At 74.6% G+C, this 19,227-nt stretch carries 15 protein-coding genes; 5 read left to right on the top strand and 10 right to left on the bottom strand.

Annotation, left to right across the window (positions count from 1 at the left end; translation table 11 throughout):
• Nucleotides 1-61 precede the first annotated feature (61 nt).
• Nucleotides 62-265: a thiazolylpeptide-type bacteriocin gene (locus ACZ4FH_RS27975; RefSeq protein ID WP_383637670.1), complete on the bottom strand. Its 204-nt coding sequence runs from the start codon at nt 263-265 to the stop codon at nt 62-64.
• Nucleotides 266-467: 202 nt separating this feature from the next.
• Between ACZ4FH_RS27975 and ACZ4FH_RS27970 the strand changes: the two genes are divergently transcribed.
• Nucleotides 468-2,033 carry a bifunctional 3-(3-hydroxy-phenyl)propionate/3-hydroxycinnamic acid hydroxylase gene (locus ACZ4FH_RS27970; RefSeq protein WP_467308294.1) on the top strand — a complete coding sequence of 522 codons (1,566 nt, stop codon included), beginning with the start codon at nt 468-470 and terminating at the stop codon, nt 2,031-2,033.
• A 76-nt stretch (nt 2,034-2,109) separates the two neighbouring features.
• Here ACZ4FH_RS27970 and ACZ4FH_RS27965 read toward each other — a convergent pair whose 3' ends face one another.
• From ACZ4FH_RS27965 to ACZ4FH_RS27930, 8 genes are read right to left on the bottom strand one after another with little or no spacing between them, the layout of a single operon-like run.
• Nucleotides 2,110-2,958 (bottom strand): ABC transporter permease, encoded by an 849-nt coding sequence (locus ACZ4FH_RS27965; RefSeq protein WP_467308292.1) that lies wholly within the window; start codon nt 2,956-2,958, stop codon nt 2,110-2,112.
• Nucleotides 2,949-3,938, bottom strand: coding sequence for an ABC transporter ATP-binding protein (locus tag ACZ4FH_RS27960; RefSeq protein ID WP_467308290.1), 990 nt, complete (start codon nt 3,936-3,938; stop codon nt 2,949-2,951). Before ACZ4FH_RS27960 ends, ACZ4FH_RS27965 begins: the two co-directional genes overlap by 10 nt.
• The gene (locus tag ACZ4FH_RS27955; RefSeq protein WP_467308288.1) at nt 3,938-4,960 is read right to left on the bottom strand and encodes a thiopeptide-type bacteriocin biosynthesis protein; all 1,023 of its coding nucleotides are present in this window, start codon (nt 4,958-4,960) and stop codon (nt 3,938-3,940) included. Before ACZ4FH_RS27955 ends, ACZ4FH_RS27960 begins: the two co-directional genes overlap by 1 nt.
• 38 nt (nt 4,961-4,998) lie before the next feature.
• On the bottom strand, nt 4,999-6,516 hold the full coding sequence (locus tag ACZ4FH_RS27950; RefSeq protein ID WP_467308286.1) for a nitroreductase family protein: 1,518 nt from the start codon (nt 6,514-6,516) through the stop codon (nt 4,999-5,001).
• A gap of 14 nt (nt 6,517-6,530) precedes the next feature.
• Complete coding sequence (locus tag ACZ4FH_RS27945) at nt 6,531-8,477, bottom strand: TOMM precursor leader peptide-binding protein (protein ID WP_467308285.1); 1,947 nt, start codon at nt 8,475-8,477, stop codon at nt 6,531-6,533.
• Nucleotides 8,467-10,296: a hypothetical protein gene (locus ACZ4FH_RS27940; RefSeq protein ID WP_467308283.1), complete on the bottom strand. Its 1,830-nt coding sequence runs from the start codon at nt 10,294-10,296 to the stop codon at nt 8,467-8,469. Before ACZ4FH_RS27940 ends, ACZ4FH_RS27945 begins: the two co-directional genes overlap by 11 nt.
• Entirely contained in the window at nt 10,293-12,860 is a 2,568-nt protein-coding gene (locus ACZ4FH_RS27935; RefSeq protein WP_467308282.1) for a lantibiotic dehydratase, read from the bottom strand. The genes ACZ4FH_RS27940 and ACZ4FH_RS27935 overlap by 4 nt, the downstream gene beginning before the upstream one ends.
• Complete coding sequence (locus ACZ4FH_RS27930; protein ID WP_467308280.1) at nt 12,857-14,008, bottom strand: hypothetical protein; 1,152 nt, start codon at nt 14,006-14,008, stop codon at nt 12,857-12,859. The genes ACZ4FH_RS27935 and ACZ4FH_RS27930 overlap by 4 nt, the downstream gene beginning before the upstream one ends.
• Before the next feature lie 233 nt (nt 14,009-14,241).
• On the opposite strand from ACZ4FH_RS27930, the gene ACZ4FH_RS27925 reads away from it, so the two are divergent.
• Nucleotides 14,242-14,889: a hypothetical protein gene (locus ACZ4FH_RS27925; protein WP_467308279.1), complete on the top strand. Its 648-nt coding sequence runs from the start codon at nt 14,242-14,244 to the stop codon at nt 14,887-14,889.
• A gap of 93 nt (nt 14,890-14,982) precedes the next feature.
• Here ACZ4FH_RS27925 and ACZ4FH_RS27920 read toward each other — a convergent pair whose 3' ends face one another.
• A complete protein-coding gene (locus ACZ4FH_RS27920; protein ID WP_467308278.1) occupies nt 14,983-15,948 on the bottom strand; it encodes a helix-turn-helix transcriptional regulator in 966 nt (321 codons plus the stop codon).
• A 92-nt stretch (nt 15,949-16,040) separates the two neighbouring features.
• Between ACZ4FH_RS27920 and ACZ4FH_RS27915 the strand changes: the two genes are divergently transcribed.
• The 3 genes from ACZ4FH_RS27915 to ACZ4FH_RS27905 all read left to right on the top strand — a co-directional run bounded on the left by ACZ4FH_RS27915 (nt 16,041) and on the right by ACZ4FH_RS27905 (nt 19,187).
• On the top strand, nt 16,041-16,421 hold the full coding sequence (locus ACZ4FH_RS27915; protein WP_467308275.1) for a VOC family protein: 381 nt from the start codon (nt 16,041-16,043) through the stop codon (nt 16,419-16,421).
• A 67-nt stretch (nt 16,422-16,488) separates the two neighbouring features.
• Nucleotides 16,489-16,656 (top strand): hydrophobic protein, encoded by a 168-nt coding sequence (locus tag ACZ4FH_RS27910; RefSeq protein WP_467308274.1) that lies wholly within the window; start codon nt 16,489-16,491, stop codon nt 16,654-16,656.
• 383 nt (nt 16,657-17,039) lie between these two features.
• Nucleotides 17,040-19,187 carry a protein kinase domain-containing protein gene (locus tag ACZ4FH_RS27905; RefSeq protein ID WP_467308272.1) on the top strand — a complete coding sequence of 716 codons (2,148 nt, stop codon included), beginning with the start codon at nt 17,040-17,042 and terminating at the stop codon, nt 19,185-19,187.
• The last annotated feature ends 40 nt before the right edge of the window (nt 19,188-19,227 follow it).

Raw genomic sequence — 19,227 nt, 5'->3', positions numbered from 1 at the left:
GTCCGGGGAAGCGGTCCCGCGTACCGGTCCGGGAGCCGGGCCGGTACGCGGGCACCCGCGATCAGCAGCAGCAGCAGGTGGAGGACGACGACGAGCAGCAGAGGCTGATGTCGGCCGCGGCCTCCGAGGAGACGCTCAGGCTGGAGGAGCTGGCGCCCATCTCCGGCAGACCCACGCTGTCGGAGACCTCCAGCACCTCCAGCTCGGTGATGTCGAAGGAGGCGAAGAGGTCGCCGACCGGGTTCTCGTTCGCAAGCATGCTCATGATGGATCCCTTCCATTGCTGGACAGAGGGCTTCGATGACGCGCTGATGCTGGCAGTCGCCTCTCGGCCCGGACAACGGCCGCCCGGACCGCCCTGACATTCATCACGTTCTTTTCCGGAGGGGGTTCCGCGGGGCCGCCCGGCGTGGAACGAGGGCTAGCGTGACCACGATTCCGGTCACCCCCGCGAAGGGAGAAGAGAGTTGAGCGCTGCGCCGCCACCGGCGTCCCACGAGGCCCCCGCCGATGTGCTCGTCGTCGGATTCGGCCCGGTCGGCCAGGTGCTGTCGATCCTGCTCGCCCGCCGCGGATGGCGGGTCACGGTCGTCGAACGGTGGCCCCGGCCCTACCCGATGCCGCGCGCGGTCGCCTTCGACGCCGACGCCGCCCGCATCCTGGACGCGGCGGGGGTGGGCCCCCATCTGAGCACCTTCGGGGAGCCGTCGGAGGACTACGTGGTCGCCGACGCCTCCGGACGCACCCTGCTCCGGATCGGCCTGGGCCACGACCCGGCCCACCGCTGGCCCGTCTCCACCTCCATGTACCAGCCGGGTCTGGAGGCCGCGCTGGCCGAACGCGCCGCGCTCCTGCCGAACCTGCGGCTGCTGCGCGGCCACGAGGCGGTCCGGCTGGCCGCCGGCGAGAGCGGCGCCGCACTCACGGTGCGCCCCACGGACGGCGGACCGGAACGGGTCCTGCGGGCCCGCTGGGCCGTCGGGTGCGACGGCGCCCACAGCATGGTGCGCGCGGCGACGGGGGCGCGGCTGAGCGACGGGGGCTTCGCGCTGGACTGGATGGCCTGTGACGTGACACCGCACCGCGCGGACGAGTTCCCCCGGTGCAACGTCCAGATCGCCGACCCCGCACGCCCCCGGGTGGCGGTCTCCGCCGGACCGGGCCACCGCCGCTGGGAGTTCATGCGGCTGCCGCACGAGACCCCCGAGGACTTCGGCACCACCGCGAACGCCTGGCGGCTGCTCGCGATGTTCGGGGTCCACCCGGACAACGCCACGCTGGAACGCCACGCCGTCTACACCTTCGCCGCCCGCAACGCCGACCGCTGGCGCACCGGCCGGGTCCTCCTCGCCGGGGACGCGGCCCACCAGATGCCCCCGTTCGCCGGACAGGGGATGTGCTCCGGCCTGCGCGACGCCGACGACCTGGCGTGGAAGCTGGACCGGGTCCTGGCCGGCGCCGCCCGCCCGGAGCTGCTGGACAGCTACGAGGCCGAGCGCCGCCCCCACGCCCAGGGCAGCATCGACCGGTCCGTCGCGCTCGGCCGGCTGATCTGCCTGACCGATCCGGTCGCCGCCGCCCACCGCGACCGCGCGATGGCGGTCCGGCCCGGCGCGGACCGGGCCCGGACCGCCCCGCCCGCCGTCCACACCCCGGACGGGGGCCTGTTCCACCGCGCGGACGACGGCGAGCCGGGCCCCGGCGCGGGTCTGCCGGTGCCGCCCTCGGTGCTCGGGGCCGCCGGACACCTGGGCCCGGACCCGGTGCTCCTGACGACCGGCGACCGCGCCGAGCCGTGCCCCGCGGGTGCCCTGGAGCGCGCCGGGCGCTGGCGGCTGGGGCTGCGCCGGCTGCGGCCCGGGAACGCCGCCGACGCGCCGCTGAGGGCCTGGCTGGCGTCGCTCGGCGCGACGGCGGCCGTCGTCCGCCCGGACTGCCGGCTCTACGGCCTCGCCCGGAACCCTGCCGAGACCGAGGCCCTGGTCCGCGCCCTGGCCGACCACTACGCACCGTCCCTGGAACCGACCGCGTAGGCGGGTGTCCGGCAGACCGACGAGGGGGTGACCGCCCGTCCGGCGGTCACCCCCTCGGCCGTGCCCGTACCCGGGGTCAGTGGAAGCGCTGGCCCTCGTCGCGCCGGTACGCGTACACCGAGAGGACGGCCAGCAGCACCGTCCACGCGGCGAAGGAGACGGCCGCGACCGGGTTCAGGTCGTAGTCGCCCACGGCCGCCCACATCAGTTCGGCGGCCCCGCGCGTCGGGGTGAAGGGCGCGATCGTCTCGATGAAGCCGGGTGCCCGGCCCGCCCCGGAGAACAGCCCTCCGGCGAAGGCGAGGGGGAAGAACGTCAGCTGGACCACCGTCAACGCCGCCCGGATCGGCAGCAGATAACCGATCGTCAGCCCCATCAGGGTGAACGGGACCGAGACCAGGACCACCACGGCCACCCCGGTCAGAAAGCCCGGCACCGTGGTGGTGGCCTCGGTCGCCACGGCGGCGATGACCAGCAGCGGGATCATCGACAGCAGCATGGTCAGCAGCCCGGACAGCAACCGCCCCGCGAACTTGGGGCCGGGACCGCTGGGCAGGGTGCGGGTGTAGAGGTCCCACGGGTGCTGGCGCTCCTCCGCCACCCCGATCCCGTGCCCGAACAGGTTGCTGATCATGGTCGCGAAGACGATCATCGCCGCCGTCGCGTAGGTCGCGCCCACGGGATCGTCGCCGGCCGCCGGGACGACGAAGAACAGCATCGACGCACCGGGGAAGAACGCCGTGCCCACCAGGGCGATGGGGATGCGCATGGTCCGGAGCAGTTGGTAGCGCGCGTGCATCAGGGTCATCCGGACCTGTGTGCGCAGGGCCGCGCGCACGCTCCGGACCGGTTGTGCCGCACCGGGCGGCGCGGCGGCGGACGCCTCGTCGGAACCGTCCGCCGTCCGCCGGGTGTCTATCGCCACGGGCCGCTTCCCAACTGTGTCGTGGTGGACGCCCCGGCCGGGGCGTCCTCGGTCGCCGCCTCGTCCGCGAGGGAGAGGAAGGCCTCTTCGAGCGTCGCCGAGCGGACCTCCAGTCCGGAGAACGGCGCCCCGCTCCGGACGAGATCGCGCACCAGCGCGTCGGCGTCCGGGGTCAGCAGATGCACCCGTCCGCCCACCCGCTCGGAGCCGAGGACACCGGGCAGCACCGGCACCTCGTCGGCCAGCAGGCTCACCCGCTGGGCCCGCACCAGCCCGCGCAGCGCGTCCACCGTGTCGTCGGCGGCGACCCGTCCCCGGGTCAGCACCACCACGCGCCGGGCCAGATGCTCGACCTCCTCCAGGTAATGGCTGGTCAGCAGCACGGTGCCGCCCTCGGCGTGGAAGGCGCGGACGACCTCCCACAGGGTGCGGCGGGTCTCCACGTCGAGCCCGGTGGTGGGCTCGTCGAGGAAGACCATCCGGGGCCGCCCCACGAAGGCCAGCGCCACCGCCAGACGGCGCCTCTCGCCGCCGGAGAGCCCGCCCGTCTGACGGCGCTCCTTGTCCAGCAGGCCGAAGCGGTCCAGGAGTTCGCCCCGGGGCACCGGATCCTCGTAGTGCGCGGCCGCGAAGTCGGCGACCTCACCGACCCGGAGGGTGGGCGGCAGCCCCGTCTCCTGCGGCGTGACCCCGATGAACCTGCGCTGCGCCGCCGTGCGCGGATCGCCGCCGAACAGCGCGCAGTGGCCCGAGGAGGGCCGGCGCAGCCCGACGAGCAGACTGAGGAGCGTGGACTTCCCCGCCCCGTTCGGCCCGAGGAGGCCGACCAGTTCGCCGGCCCGGATCTCCAGGTCGAGCGGGTGCAGCGCGGTCGTGCCGCCGTAGGTCCGCGACATCCCCACGGTCCGTACGGCCACGGGCGGTGCGTCGGCGGACGGTGCGGCGGGCGGGTCCGCCGCGGTGAGCAGGGTGCGGGCCATCAGTGCTCCTCGGGGGCCGGCCGCGCGGCGGCGTCGGACGCGTCGGGTGCCGGCAGCGGGAAGAGGTGGACCAGCCGTGCGTAGGTCTGGAGTTCCTCGGCCATGGTCAGCCCGAGCCGGTTGTGCAGCATGTGGACGTGGGAGAAGAAGACCTCTCCGGGATGCTCGGCGGTGCCCTCCGCCCGGATCCGGTCCGCCAGGTCGGCGAGCAGGGTGTGCCAGGGCCCGAACGGGCCGTGCTGGGCCGGGTCCACGGCCGGCGGCGCGGCTCCGGGCCGCGGTCCGGGCCCGCACAGCCGGTCCAACTGCTCGGTGGAGAGCTGGAATCCGGCCCCCACCATCTGCCGCAGGGCGTCCAGTCCGCGCGCGTAGAACACGGCCTGGTCGGCCGGGCCGCCCAGCGCCGTACCGGCGGACATCGCCGCCCGCAGCGCCATCGCCGACCGGGACCGCGCGTCGGGCAGCCGGGGCAGGAAGGCGCGCACCAGTTCGCTGGAGAGCTGGAACAGCCGCTCGGTGGCCGGCATCAGGGCGGGCCCGCCGTAGCGTGCGGTCTCCGGCACATAGGTGTCCTGGTACACGCCCGGGTCCCGGGGCCCGGCCGGCCAGGCCCCGCCGTGCGGGTCCTCCAGCGCGGACAGCCGCCGGGCGTGCCCCAGATAGGTGTTCCGGTCCAGGGGGTCCTCGTCCTCGCGGAGCCGCACCGCGCGGCCCAGCCGGTCCTGGAGCAGACGCTCGGTGCGTGCCGTCTCGGGGCTGCTCAGCCCGCCGATCCGCAGCCGCAGATGCGGCCCGTGCTGCCAGTAGCGGATGAAGAACCACGGCCGGTCGGGGAACAGGTCCGCCGCGGGGCCGATCACCTCGGTGACCACCCGGTCGTGCGCGGAGCGCGCCATGGAGCCGAGATGGAGGTGCCAGGAGCGCCACTGGACCGGGAGGACCGGTTCGCGGAAGGCCGCCGCCCCGGAGGGCAGCCAGTGAGCTGTCCGGGACGCCGTGCTCCCGGTGGTGGGGGACTGCACCGTTGTTGTCTCCGTTCTCTTGTCACTGCCGGCGCTTGTCACTGCCGGAGGTCGAGCAGCGGGCCGCTGAACCGCGAACTCCCGCTGATCACTGCGAGGACGACCGTCTCGTCGTCCGGCAGGCCGAGGACGCGTCGGGCGGGGACCTCGCGGAAGGCCCGGACCGGGCGCGCGCACAGGCCCGCCGACGCGGCCGCCAGGGTCAGTCCGTGCACGGCCCAGCCGCAGGCGTACTGCGCCGCCGTCCAGCCGCCCGCGCCGAGTTCCCGGGCCAGGTCCCGGGGCCGGAACGACAGGAACCACAGCACCGACGCGTGCCGTACGTCGCAGCCGTTGCCCGGCGCCAGGGGGTAGCCGTAGATCTCCTCCAGCCGGGCCGGTACACCGGGGCCGGTGGCGCGCGGGGTGTACGCCCCGGCGGTCACCTCGTACACCCCGTCGGCACGGCCCGTCACCGACTGGGTGACGGCGGTGACCCGCAGCGCCCCGGCCGCCGCCCGCAGCACGTCGCCGGGCGGGGGCGTCAGCAGCCAGGACCGCGCCGTGTCCAGGACGGCGGCCGGTACGGGGCCCGGCCGGGCCGTGTTCCCGAACAGGCCGCGCGGCATCCGGCCCGAGGTGCGGCGCCACAGCACCTCCGCCCAGGACAGGCCGGAGTCCGGCGTGCCGGGCGGGACGGCCGTGTCCACCGGGGCCGGGGCGTCGGCGAACCGCTGGGCGCGGTTCATCTCCACCACATCGGCCATCACCGCGTCCGGCACCGCCCCGTCCCCGGCGGGCGGTGCGTCCGCACCCCCGGGGGCGTCCCCGGACAGTTCGACGACCACCGGAAGGGTCCACTCCCAGCCGGGCGTCAGCCCGAACTCCGCCAGCCGTTCCCGCGCCCCGGGCCCCGGCAGGCGCACCCGCGCGGGAAGGCCCAGAAGCTGGAGGGCGACGCACAGCGCGCGCAGCGCGATGCCGAGTTCCAGTTGCACCAGGGAGCCCCGGTACCAGCGGTACGTGGCCGGCAGCCGGGTGAAGCGCCCGGTCAGCAGCACCTCGCGCGCCCGGGACGGCGCGTCCGAGGCACCGGCCAGCCCGACCAGCGCCCGCCGGTAGGGATCGAACACCTGCCGTCGGCCCCGGTCGTTGACGAGGACCTGCACCGGGAACTTCGCCCGCACCGAGGCGTACCCCCGGTGGTCGTTGAACGGGTTCTCCGGCTCCCGGCGCTGCACCCCGAACGCCGCGACCAGCGCGTGCGCCAGCGCCCGGTCCTCCGGTACGCCGGTGATCCGGCCCGCCGGGAACGGGGCGTCCTCCAGCAGGTCGACCGTCCCCGGCGGCAGCGCGGTGAGGTCGCCGGGCCGGGCCGCGTCGGGCAGCCGCGGCGCCACCGGCAGCGCCGAGACCGGCACACCGGGCGGGGGTTCGGTGCCCGGGGGCACCGGCGGCACGGGCGGCCGGTCGGCCCCGGCGGCGTACAGATACCACATCCGGTCACGGGCCATGGTGTCCACGCCCTCGGGGACCGGCCCCGCCCCGCCCGGCGCGGGGGCCTCCGGTACGTCCACTGCTGCCTCCGGGGTCACGGGAACGGATGGGGGTCGTAGGGCGCCGTGCGGTTGCCGGCCGGGCCGCGCGCGACCGCGGCCGCCAGCCGGGGAAGACCGGACAGCCTCTGCTGGGGCTGGCCGAAGCACATCGGCGTGATGCCGGGCACGACCGCCTTGGCCACCGCGAGCCCCAGGTCCCGGTGCTCGACCGTGGACTGGTCCACCGTCAGCACCCGTTCGAGACCGGCCGCCGCGAAGAGTCCCGCGGTGAAGTCGAGCGCCCCGCGCACATCGCCGCGCGCCGCGTCCCGCAGCCGGTGCGGCCAGCCGGGAAAGGCGTCCGGCAGCGCGACCCGGGGGCCGCCGAGCACCGTCGTCACGCGCGGCAGGGCCTCCGGGAGCGAGTACAGCTTCAGATGGTCGTGCAACTGGTCCACCCGCCACGGATCGGCGAACATCGGCTCGATGTCCTCGCGCGTCCAGGTCACCGGATCGGTCACCAGCTGCGTCAGCTCCCACAGGGCCGTGCGCGCCACGGAGACCGGGTCGCAGCCGGAGCCGGCGGCGGAGAAACTGGCGGGGAAGGGGTGCTCCCGGTTCACCGCGAGCGACCAGATCACCGGCAGGTCGATGTCGTCGGTCGCCACCAGCAGATGCACGTCGAATCCGCGCGCGTCGATGAGGTCCAGCAGCCGCCGCGACGCCGGATCGGTGACGGAGGACAGGGTGACCGACGGCAGCGGGGCCGCCCGGTGCCAGGCGTTGAGGAAGGCGTCCCGCTCGGCCAGTTCGAACAGCGAGTGCAGCACCGCCTCCTCCGGTGTCGAGCCCAGGGCGCAGCCGCTGGAGGAGTCGTGGAAGTGGAAGGTCCGCTCGCGGGAGTCGGTGCGGCGCACGGTGTCGAACGCCCGCCGGAACCGGTGGTCGTACTGGTAGAAGCCGATCTCCGCCGGGACCAGCGCCGACGGCCCGCCGTGCAGGTCCCGGGCCCACACCCAGTCCATCGGGGTGTCCGGCGTGTACCGCGTGACCCGGCAGCCCGGATGGGCCAGCTGCTGCTCCGTGTACTGCCCGAGCGTGTCCGGATCCACCGCCCGGTCGGCGACCTCCCGGTAGGGGACCGGACCGACGACGGCCGCCTCGTGGGGAAAGCCGCCGAGGCGCTCGTACGCCTCCAGGATGGCGACCGGCTCCGCGTCCGCGAAGCTCCCCGCGCGGGCGAACCCCATGGCCAGCGAGTCCGGCAGGGAGGCCAGGCTCATGGCGTACGGGGGCAGCGCCTCCCGCACGACCCGGTCGACCGGACCGAAGCGGGGGTCCACCGTCCGGGCCCGCAGCCGCCCCGGGGCAAGCAGCCCGGCCCCGTCCGCGCCCCGCGTCGGACCGTCCGCGCCGGCGGGTATCCGGCGCGGCGGCAGCGGGTCCGGGGGAGTGCGGCCGAACCCGTCGGGGCCGGTCGCGCAGACCCGGCAGCGGGCGCTGCGCCGTACCAGATGGCGCCGCGAGGACGGGCCGCCGAGGGCGTACAACTCGCCTGCCTCCAGCGGGCGTTCCCTGAGGTTCCGCAGGGCGGGCGCCAGCATCTCCAGGAGGAAGGGGCGGCGCATCGCGGGGCGGGAGACCGGTGTCATCGGTTCGGCCGCCAGGGGATGGCCGGCGACCACCCGGGAGCGCAGCTCCGCGCAGCCCGCGCAGCCGCCCTCCGCGCCCGGGACCCAGTAGGGACCGATCAGCACCTCCCCGCCGAACAGCCGGACCGACAGATGAGGCAGGCCGGCGACGGACGCGGCGTCCGTCCGCGCCCGCTCCCACTCCGCGTTCCAGCCGCGGTTGAGGGAGAGCGAGCCGGGCAGGGCGGCGGCCACCGGGTCCAGCGCCCGCGCCCATTCCCCGGCGGCGGGCCCGACGAGGTCGGGACCGGTCAGCACCTGTGCGCCGTGGTGCGGGCGGCCGGGGGCCGTCGTCGTCTCAGCGGGCATGGACGGGCTCCTCGGCGTGCGCCGGGACATCGGGACCGGACGGGTGGTGAGGGGACTGGGCGGGGTGCAGCGAGACCGGTCCGTGGAAGACCGGCAGGGCGCCGAGCACCGGATCGGACCGCAGCGGCGTCCCCGACGGCACCCCGGCACCGGCCCCGATCTCCGCGCGCAGCCGGGCCAGTTCCTCCGGTCCCGCCGTCCGCAGGGCCCCGGTGTGCACGCCCGCGACGGCGGCGCCGGGCCGCAGCCGGTCCGCGACACGGAGCGCCAGCGCCGTCCCGAGGCAGCCGTGGACGGCCTCGTCCACGCCGGGGCCCCAGCCCTGCCCGTACACCTCGCCGGTCTCCGCGTGCACGGCCCGCGCCAGCGTCCAGCCGATCCGGGGAACCTCCCGCAGACGGACCGCCACCGGGATGCCGTGCTCCTCGGCCAGGGCGCGGCGCACCACCTCGGTGGCCGGAGACAGCCGTGCGGGCAGCGGCCGTTCACTGGGCACGGTGCGCTCCGTCAGCAGCCGCAGGGCCCCGTCCAGCAGCCACAGCTCCTCGGTGGTCCCCGCGCCGGCGACGGCGTCCGTGCCGTCCGGACCGGCCTGCCGGCGCAGTGCGTCGAGCGCGACCGCGACGGTGGCGCCCTGCTGGTCCCCGGCCCAGGCGACGACACAGGCCCCCGCGAGACCGGGCAGCCGGGCCTCGCGCAGGGCCACCGGGAGCTGCGGCAGATCGCCGCCCTCGGCCAGTTCGAACAGTCCGGTCCAGGACGCCGCCAGCGGCGCCACGACCTCCTGGAGCGCCGGGTCGGCCGCCACGGCAGTCCCGCCCGCCGACGCCGACGCCGACGCCGGGGCCGACGCCGACGCCGACGCCGATGCCGGGGCCGACGCCGACGCCGGTCCGGAAGCGGTGCCGCCCGCCGCCGTACGCAGCCCGTCGGCGGACAGGTCCTCGCCGTGCACGACATGGGCGGCGCCCGGGGTCCCGACCCCCGCCAGCGTCTCGAAGACCAGCTGTCCGGCCAGCGCCCCCGCCAGCGCGTCCGCACCCGGCCGGGGCGCCGGACCGGTCCCCAGGACCGCCGCCCAGTCCTCGGCACGGGCCGCGAGGGCGTCGGCGGTGTCCGCGCCGGACGCGTCGGTCACCACGGGCCCGGCCAGGGCGGTGGAGCCGAGCCGCACGGGAACCAGCGGGACGCCGTCGGGGAGTCCGAGGAGCCGGCCCGCGGCCCCGGCGGTGCCGGCGCCCTCGGCACACCAGACGACCGCGTCCACCCCGTGCGCGGTGGCCGGCCCGTCCACGCCGCCGGTGAGCAGGGTGGCGCCCAGCCGCCCGGCGGTCGCGACCGCGTCGCCCGGGTCGGTGGGGGCGAGCACCAGATGCCCCACCCCTGCCCGGCTCAGCCCGCGCGCGGCGGGCAGCACCGCGGAACAGGGGCCGTACAGCAGGACCCGGGCGGCGCGCAGCGCGGCGAACGCCGCGTACGGGTCGTCGCCGAACGCCTCCAGATGCGCGAGCGCCTCACCGAAGCGCTCCCGGCTCTCCGCGTCCGGCGCGGGCGCGGTGAACCGCCCCGGGTCCAGCAGCAGATCACGGGCGCGCAGTTCGTCGGTGAGCCTGCGCACGGCGGGGCGGGCCCGCTCCGAGCCGAGGGCCGCCACCATCGCGTCCTCCGTGGTGCCCGTCTCCAGCAGCGGGACGCAGACGTCCGCGACGGTGAGCAGCACCGGGGGCCCCAGGATGACGAACTGGGTGTGCGGCCCGCTGAAGTAGACGCCTCCCGAGACCGGTGCATAGTGCAGATACGGCCGTGCCCTCATCGTCATGCGGTCGTTCCTCCGTAGGTGAAGGGGGCGCCGGCGGGCCGGGCGATCTCGACCACCCATTCCGTCGCGTGCCGGGAGTCCGCCACGGCGGGCAGGGCCTCTTCGAGATAGCCGGGGCTCCGCCGGTCCATGAGCCGGGGCAGCACCCGTACGCCCACGGCGCTCTCCAGATCGGTGTACTGCGGTTTCTGCCGCTGCCTGTGCTCCTCGGCGCCGAAGCCGGCCGCGGCCGCGGCCTCCAGCGCCTCGGTGCCGTAGGTCGCCTCCAGCGGTGTCTTGAGGACCACTTCGGCGGGCACGCCGTGCCGGGCGCGCCAGCGGGCCAGCGCCCGGATGCGGTCGGTCTCCGCCGGGCCGGCCGACACGGCCTCGGCGAACTCGGCCCCGCCGTACCAGCGCCGCCGGGCCAGCACCGCCCTGCCCACCAGGATCCGGGGACAGCCACGGGTGGCGGTGTCCGCTCCGCCCGCCGTCGCCCGCCAGTCGCCGACGAAGTCCTCCATCAGCCGGCCGCCGCTGACCAGCCACGCCGCGATCCGCGCCGGCACCGGCAGGAACTCGGGGTGCCCGCTGCCCAGCGACAGCACCCGCAGATCGCGGCCCTCCGCGTCGCGTACGCACAGCGCGTCGGTCGCCGGGTCGTGGGCGAGCCGCAGCGCCGCCCAGCCCTCGGCGTCGATGCCGTCGGGCAGCACCCGGACGTGCGCGTTGACGTTCAGCCGGTGCAGCCCCAGGTCCTCCGCGACCCGCCGGCCGTCCGCCCCGTAGATCCGCCGCAGCCGCTCCGCCAGATGCGGCAGCGCCCGTCCGCCCAACTCCGCGTCGGCGCCGAGGAACCGGCCGTAGAGCATGCCGTGCCCGGCGTACGCGTCGTTGAGGACCAGCCGGTCCCGCCAGGGCTGCACGAGCACCCCGTACGCCAGCGGGTCCTGCCGGAAGCGGTCCGGCAGCGCGGCGACCAGCTCGCGGGCCTCCCGCGCGGACAGCACCGCCTCCGGCGCGCCTTGCCCGACGGAGCCGAGGAGGTCGCGCATCCGGGCCAGGACGTCCCGGCGCAGCGCGTGCAGCCGGCCCAGCGAACCGTCGGCCGGGCCGCCGTCCTGCGGGATGTCGCCGTCCAGGGCGCCGCCCCGCCGGTACACCTCGGCGGCGATCCGCTCGGCGTGCGCCACGAGCGGCACCTCGGCACCCGCCCCGTACCACTCCACGAAGATCGCGGAGAGCACCGCCCGGATGTCGTGCAGCCGGTCGAAGACGGACAGCAGCTCCACCGCCGCCGCCATGTCGTCCAGGGCGGCGGTCCAGGGCGCGGTGTCCACCGTCGGGGACGGCACGACGTAGTCCTCCTCGACCAGGACCTGTGCGTGCCGGCCGGCGCGGTGGGCGAGATCGGCGAGTGTGGAGCGCAGCCGGCCGAGCACACCGGCCCGCTCTCCGGCCGGGGCCGCCCCGACCTCCGGGAGCAGCCGGTTCACCTCGGCCAGCTGCGGGGCGCCGGGCAGACCGGGGCGGTCCAGCATGGTGCGGAAGGGCAGCGCCCCGTCCTCCGGGCCGTCGCTGAGGCAGAGGATGCCCGCGCCCACGGCCTTGCGGACGGCGGTCAGCGCGTCCTCGGCCGGACAGCCCAGCGCCGCGGCCACCTCGGCGGCGACGGAGGACACCTGCCGGGCGCCCAGCGCCACGGCGTCGACCAGCGGCCGCACGGCCCCGGCGACCGGGACGGACAGCCGGCGGATGGTGTCCCCGTCGGACCGCAGGAACATCAGCTCCCCGCGCCCCGGCCCGAACTCCGAGGTCGGCGGCAGCTGCACCCAGTCCCCGGGTCCCAGCGGCCGGTCCGGGGCCGCCCGGTGGCGCAGCCCGCCGAGCACGTAGTGCAGCATGATCCGGTCGAGCCCCACGACCGGGACCGCGCCGACCGGCGTCACCTCGCCGAGCGCGACGCCCCCCGGTCCCGGCAGGGCCAGACCCACCGCGGTGAACCGGGAGAGCGGACTCGTCCGGATCATCGCCCGGGTCACGTACTGGACGAGGCCGCGCTCCGACTTGCGCAGCCGGGCGGAGAGCTTCCCCCCGCCGTCCAGGGCGGCCCGGTAGCGGTCGGCGCCCGCGGCCACCTCCGGCGCGACCAGGGCCAGCGCACGCCTGAGGTCGTCGTCCGCGAGCAGCCACGCCAGCCGCTTCCGCTCCCGGTCCGCGGCCTGCGGATACTCCGACTCCAGCGCCGCCCGCAGACCGTCCCGCGCGAGCCGGGCCGCCCGCCAGCGCCTCGTCTCCGGCACCGGATCGTCCTCCGTGCGCGGCACGCGGTCGTTGTGGATGTCCCGGCGCAGCGCGATCAGCGCGCCGCGCACCCCGGCGTCGGCGGTGGCACCGATCAGCCGGTGCAACTGCGCCGAGCACTCCGCCGCGGCGGCCTCGACCTCGTCCTCCGCCGCGCACACCTCGTCCAGCAGCGCGGCCAGCACGGGGTCCGCCAGGCGCACCCGCGGCAACGGGTTGACCCGCAGCATCCACAGCGGCTCACCGGCGGGGCCGTCCTCGCCCGTACACCGGGGCCTCATGCGACGGTCTCCGCGCGCCGGCCGGCCGCAACCCGGGACAGGCGGTCGTTCCAGGACTCGCCCAGCACCTCGTCCACCGTCTCCGCGATGGCGTAGCACAGGTAGTAGCGGTGCAGCGGGGCCACGTCGAGCAGCAGGAGCTGCTGGTAGAACAGATTGATCAGCAGCCGGTACGAGGCGAACCAGTCGGTGGTCCCGTCCACCGCCCCGGACGCGTTCACGGCCGTGTGGAAGTCGCTGCCCCGGTGACCGCTGACGTCCTCCCGGCCGGGCGGCCCCATGGTCGTCCTGTCGAAGCCGCCCTCCCGCTCCTCCAGCGTCCGCAGCGTCAGCGCCCCCTGCGCGACGGCCGAGTCGAACACCCCCATGCCGTACTGGAACGCCTGACGCCACCGCGCCGCCGCCGGCCCGCCCGTGTCCTCAAGCGCCTGCCGTACCAGCGTCCGCATCAGCGGCGCGTCCCCCACCAGCCGCTGCGCGAAGACCGGCCGTACGTCCTTGCGGGGCGCCGCCCAGGCGAGGAACGCCTCCGCGTGACTCCGCAGCGAGAACACCCCGAACGCGAGGCCGGAGTGGTGGGCCGAGGCCAGCGCGACCATCGCCTCGGCCACCCGCACGGAGAGCGTCCCCGCCCCCGACGCGGCCTCGGCGACCGCCGCCGTCAGCGGCCGGTTGATCCGGGTCAGCACCAGATCGCACAGGGCGTTCATCGGCTCCGGCCAGGTGGCCGTCCGGGTGGCGTCCAGCCACTCGATCCGCCCGTGCGGATGCATCGGCAGATAGGGCGGTTCCACCCGCTCCAGCCGGCCGAACTCCCGTGCGCGGGCGAGGTATTCCTCCTCGCTCTGCAACTCGTCCGGCGCCGGCGACCCGGCGTCCAGCTTCCGCGCCAGCTCGTCCCAGGGAAGCACCGCGCCCCCCTCGCCCCCGGCCGGGCGGGCGACCAGGTCCACATGCGGTCCGTGCAGCCACCCCCGCCGCAGGTACAGCACTGGCGCGTTCAGCTCCTCGTCGAGCATCCGGACCGCCGGCAGCACGGCGCTCGTCAGCCACTCGGGACGGATGCCCCCTCGGGTGTAGAGCCGGACTCCGGTGGTACCCCCTGGGGCACGGGCCGGAAGGGCAGCGGGGTGGGTGTCCAGGTTCAAACCGTGTCACCTGCCGTGATCGGGTCGGTCGGGCGAGCCGCCGCCGATCCTGCGTCGCCGCCCGAGGGGCCGACAACGGCCGGGAGATCCCGGCTGACATGCGTCATCCCTTTCATGACATTGATCACGGACAGCCCACGAGGACTCGACGCGCCCGCCCCCGCCCTGCACCGCGATGACCGACGGCCCCGCCCGGCGCCGGCCCGCACCCCCGCCCCGTCTACCATGCGCTGATGCAGCCCTACGCGCCGCCGCGGATACCCGCGAACCACCTCCGCCCCGCCCGTTTCTGGTACGCCGTCGCAGCCGTCATCGCCGTCACCCTGACCGCCGTGGGCACCGTCATCGGCGCGTCCTGGCTCACCGGCACCATGAACGCGGTCGACACCGACCACGCCTTCACCAACGGCCGCACCGTCTCCCTCCGCCTCGACCCCGACCACGACAAGTCGATCTGGATCAAGGACGGTTCCCCGGCGGGCGACAAGAAGTGCAGCATCACCGGCCCCGGCGACCCCAGCCTGGGCGAACCCGGAATCGACGCCTTCGTGACCAGCGACGCGACCTGGAATCCCCTCTTCGCCATCACGGTGCGGCAGACCGGCACCTACGAAGTCACCTGCTCCTCCGACGGTTTCTCGCACTACGCCATCGGCGCGTCCGGAGCCATCGTCGCCTCCAGCGGCGAACTGTTCCTGGCCTTCACGCTGCCCGTCCTCGGCATCTCCATCGGCGCCGCCATCGCCGTCGTCGTCGCCGTCCGCCGCTCCACCGCCCGCAAGCGGCTGCTCGCGGAGCACCACGGCGCCGGCGGAAGAGCACCGGTCCAGTACGCCACGGGACCGGCCTCGGCCGACGACGAGCGCCCGAGCACGGTCTGAACGGGGCGATGCCGTCCCGGACATGACGGGACCACCCGGGTGGTGCGCTCGCGGAGCGAGGGCCCGGAGCGAGTGACGGGGTGGTGTTCCGGGTCAGGGCGTCGGTGGCTGTGCGTAGTGGCGGGCGAGGTCGGTGGCGAGGTCGCGGAGGTGAGCCCTGGCGTCGGCGGGGCCGTGCACCGTGACGGCGCTCCCGAACGGCAGGAGCGTCCGCACATCCTCCAGGCGCTGGAAGCGGATCCTGACTCTGTGGCCGCTGGCGGAGTCCACATGGTCCTCCTGGACGAGTCGTTGGCCGAGGATCCGTCGCGCTCGCTCGATCTGGGTCCGGTCGACGGTGGCGCTGACCTCGATCGCGTGACGGTGTTCCCACTGCTCGACGAGCGCCGCGGCGACGGTGGCCAGGGTCTGGTTCTCGCGGACCTGTCGTGGCCGGCCGACTTCCTTCCACGTGGTGATCCGTTCGAGCCGGTACATCCGTGGCACTCGGGCGCAGTCGGCGACGAGGTACCAGACGCCGGCCTTGGCGAGCAGCCCGTAGGGATCCACGACCAGCTCGCGGGGGCACGACTCACGTGTGCCGGCGTACTCGATCCGTAGACGGCGCCCTTGCCGCACCGGGCCGATCAGCGAAGCCGGAGTCGTGCCCGGGACGCGTGCCCGCAGCCAGGGACGGCTGTCCACGTGCACGACGTCGGTGAGCGGCAGCAGCTCATCCCCCCGACGTGGCCGCGCGGCGGCGACCTTGGACAGCGCGCGCCGGCTCTCGACCGAGACGTCGAGCTCCGCACGTTGCCTCTCGTCCAGCCCGGTGAGCGAGAGGTGATCACGCTCCCCGGGTGTGAGTCGCGTGAGGTCGAGCCCGGCCCCCGGCAGCATCGTCACGCCCCCGAGGCGCCCCCGTTGCACGGTCACCGGCAGACCGGCGTCGCGGAGCCAGTTCAGGTCACGGGTGACGGTTCGGAGGGACACCCCGAGCGCCGAGGCGAGTTCCCGCGTGGTCACGGCATTCCGCGATGCCAGGAGCAGCATCAGGGAGAAGAAGCGGTCCGGGGTCACGCACCAAGCCTTTCAGGAATGGCGACACGATACGGCGCCTATCCCGGTCAGGCTGGCGGATGCCCACCCACCACCTGCGAGAAGGAAGAACCATGACCACATCTGTCGTGTCCATCCTCTATGTGAACGACGCTCCCGCCGCAGCACGCTTCTACAGCGACCTCCTCGGCATGAGCCCCTCGTTCGAGACTCCGGGCTACATCACCTTCGACCTCGGGCCGGGCGCCGACCTCGCTGTGTGGTCCGGAGAGTTCGAGGACCTGTCACCGGACGTCCCCCGCACCAGCGAGGTGTGCCTGGCCACGGACAGCGGCCCCGACGAGGTCGACGCCATCTTCGAGCAGTGGAAGTCCAAGGGCGTCACGATCCTGCGTGAGCCCCACGACGCGGGATTCGGGCCGACCTTCCTCGCGGCCGATCCCGACGGGAACCGTATCCGCGTAGCACTGCGGGGCAGCGAGCATTCTTCATAGGATTCTGTCGGGCCTGGCGAATGAAGGCGGGATCTGCGGGCACGGGATGTCTCGGAGGTTGATAATCATGGTTCCCCTTCTTCTTGTTCTTCTGCTCGCCCTGCTTCTCTTCGGCGCCGGTTTTGCGTTGAAGGCCCTGTGGTGGATCGCTGTCATCGTGCTGCTTGTCTGGCTGCTCGGCTTCGTGATCCGGTCGACGACCAATGGCAGGCGGGGTCGCTGGTACCGCTGGTGACGGCCTTTGCCGAGCCTGAATCCTTCCGACGTGGAGCTGGTCCCCGACGGTGCATCGTCGGGGACCGCCCACGTCTGAGGGATATCCGTCGTTCAGGAACAGATGACGATCCGGACATGGTCCATGAAATTCCGGGTACCCGATGAAATTGCTGTGGATTCCCATGGTGTGCCCCGCCCTTCCCCGGCCCGGCGGCTAAAGGCTGTTGCATAAGGCGTGGGCGATTCTTGGATCTGCCCGACAGGCAACCCGCCGTGCTGGTGGAAAACCGCGCAGCGGCCGCCCAGTTCTCCTGTCGGCGGGCGGCTACGGCCGAGAACGCTCTGACGACGGGGATCCCGGATCGGTATCGTCGTCGGCCGGTGAGAGCGGGGGCCGGAGTGATGGATGCGTACGGGGAGCGGTTGGGGCCGGGGGCGACGGTCGGCCACTACGTTGTCGAGCGGCTCCTGGGGACGGGAGGCATGGGCCGCGTCTTCGTGGCGGTCTCCCCGGCCGGCCGGCGCGTCGCGATGAAGGTGATACGCGAGGAGTACGCCGCCGATCCGCGCTTCCGGGCTCGGTTCGCCCGCGAGGTGGAGGCGGCCCGGCGGGTCAGCGGGGCGTACACGGCCTCGGTGATCGACGCCTCCACCGACGGCCCGCTGCTCTGGATGGCCACGCTGTTCGTACCAGGGCCCTCGCTCGCCGACCGGGTGAGGGACCGAGGTCCGCTGCCGGAGCACGAGGTGCGCGTCCTCGCGTACGAACTGGCCGAGGCCCTGCGGGACATCCACCGGGTGGGGCTGGTCCATCGCGACCTCAAACCCGGCAACATCCTGCTGACCGACGACGGTCCGCGCGTCATCGATTTCGGCATCGCGCGCGTCAACGGCACCGACCGGCTCACCCAGACCGACGCCCTCGTGGGCACGCCGGCGTTCATGGCCCCGGAACAGTTCGTCTCGGGGGCCGAGGCGGGGCCGCCCTCCGATGTCTTCGCGCTGGGCGGGGTGCTCACGTACGCGCTCACCGGCGCGGGTCCGTTCGAGGGCGACAGCCCCTACGCGATCGCCTGGCAGGTCGTGCACGGCGAGCCCGCACCCCTCACCGGTACGGGTCCCCTGCACGAGCTGATCGGCCGGTGCCTGGCCAAGGACCCCGCCGCCCGACCGACCCCCGCGGAGATCCTGGAGCTGCTCCGGGAGATCACGATTCGGCCACCGGCGACCGGAGCCGCCGAGGACGCGCCCCCGTTGCCGGAACGGGAACAGAAGAGGAGGGCCGAGCCCCGGCAGCACGTGGCCGCGCCGGGCCGTCGCCCACGGCGGCGGGTGGCCTTGGCAGTCGGGGCACTCCTGGTCGCGCTGGCTCTCGGCCTCGTCGCCCGGCAGCAGCTGTGGACCGGTCGTGCGGACAAGGGACACGGCGCGTCCGGCGCCGCCCCCTCGTCGACGGGGCCCGCGGTCGCGGCGAGTTGGACAGCGAAACTGCCGTCGGACGTCGGCTACTGCACCGCCACCGACGAACTGGTGCTCTGCGAGTCGCAGAAGGAGGCGGTCACCGCCTACGACGCCCGCACGGGAAAGAGACGGTGGGGAACCCCACGTACGCGGGACAACAGCGTCATGCTCACCGTCTCGCCCAGGCGGTCCCTGGTGATCGTCGCCGAGGGGAACAACCTCATCGGCACCGGTGCATGGGAACGGCAGGTGCTGCGCGCCGTGGATCTGGCCACCGGCCACAACCGGTGGAACGTCAAGGCTCCGATGGGTACGTCGGCGGTGATCGTCGGTACCGACCTCGTGGTGGGAAGCGCCTTCGGCCTCAGCGGCCGGAACGTCGAGACGGGCGCCGGAACATGGGACCGGACCACGTCGGGCAACGCGCCCGCCTACCCCAGAATGGTGGCGGGAGCCCTCGTCGCCCTTCGCCCCGGCCCCACCGCGAAACGCCCCCGGGCGGTTGTGGAGCGAATCGATCCGCATACGGGCGACGTGCGCTGGAGCCGCGACCTGCCCTCCGCCGATGTGTCCTGGGCGCACCAGTCGAACAAGGGCTCCCTCGGCATCGAGGTCTGGAACAGCGATATGACCCGCATGACGGAGTACATGCGGTTCGACACCTCTGGCACCCGGCGGGCGAGCCACGAGATCGACCCGCCGCAGACCGCAGGCGAAAAACCCGGGACCATCGTCTTCGGCCCCACGTGGAAGGTGGTGCGAGACCGGGTGAAGGGCCGACTGGTCGCCACCGGCCTCGACGACGGCACGGTGCGATGGCAGCGGGCGATCGCCGGGTCGGACGCCGATCCGTACATCGACGCCGAGGGCCGCATCTACGTGCTCGGGGCGAACCGCACACTCGTCTGTCTGGATGGCGCCGGCGGGCGGGAGCTGTGGCGGTCCGCACCCGTCCGGACATCGGAGCCCGGACCGTCCGGCGGAGGGTCGCACCTGACGGTCCGGGCCGACGGCGTCGTATTCGCGGCCGTCGGCAAACGCACCCTGGCCGCGTTCGAACCGCCGGGCCGCGCGGGCACGTCCGGGTAATTGCGCCGCGCCAGGTGCCGGCGATCCGCGGAAGGCTGTA

Source organism: Streptomyces sp. NPDC024555 (assembly GCF_055559335.1).
The sequence above is the reverse complement of the archived record's forward strand: the minus strand, read 5'-3'. Positions and strand labels throughout refer to the sequence as shown.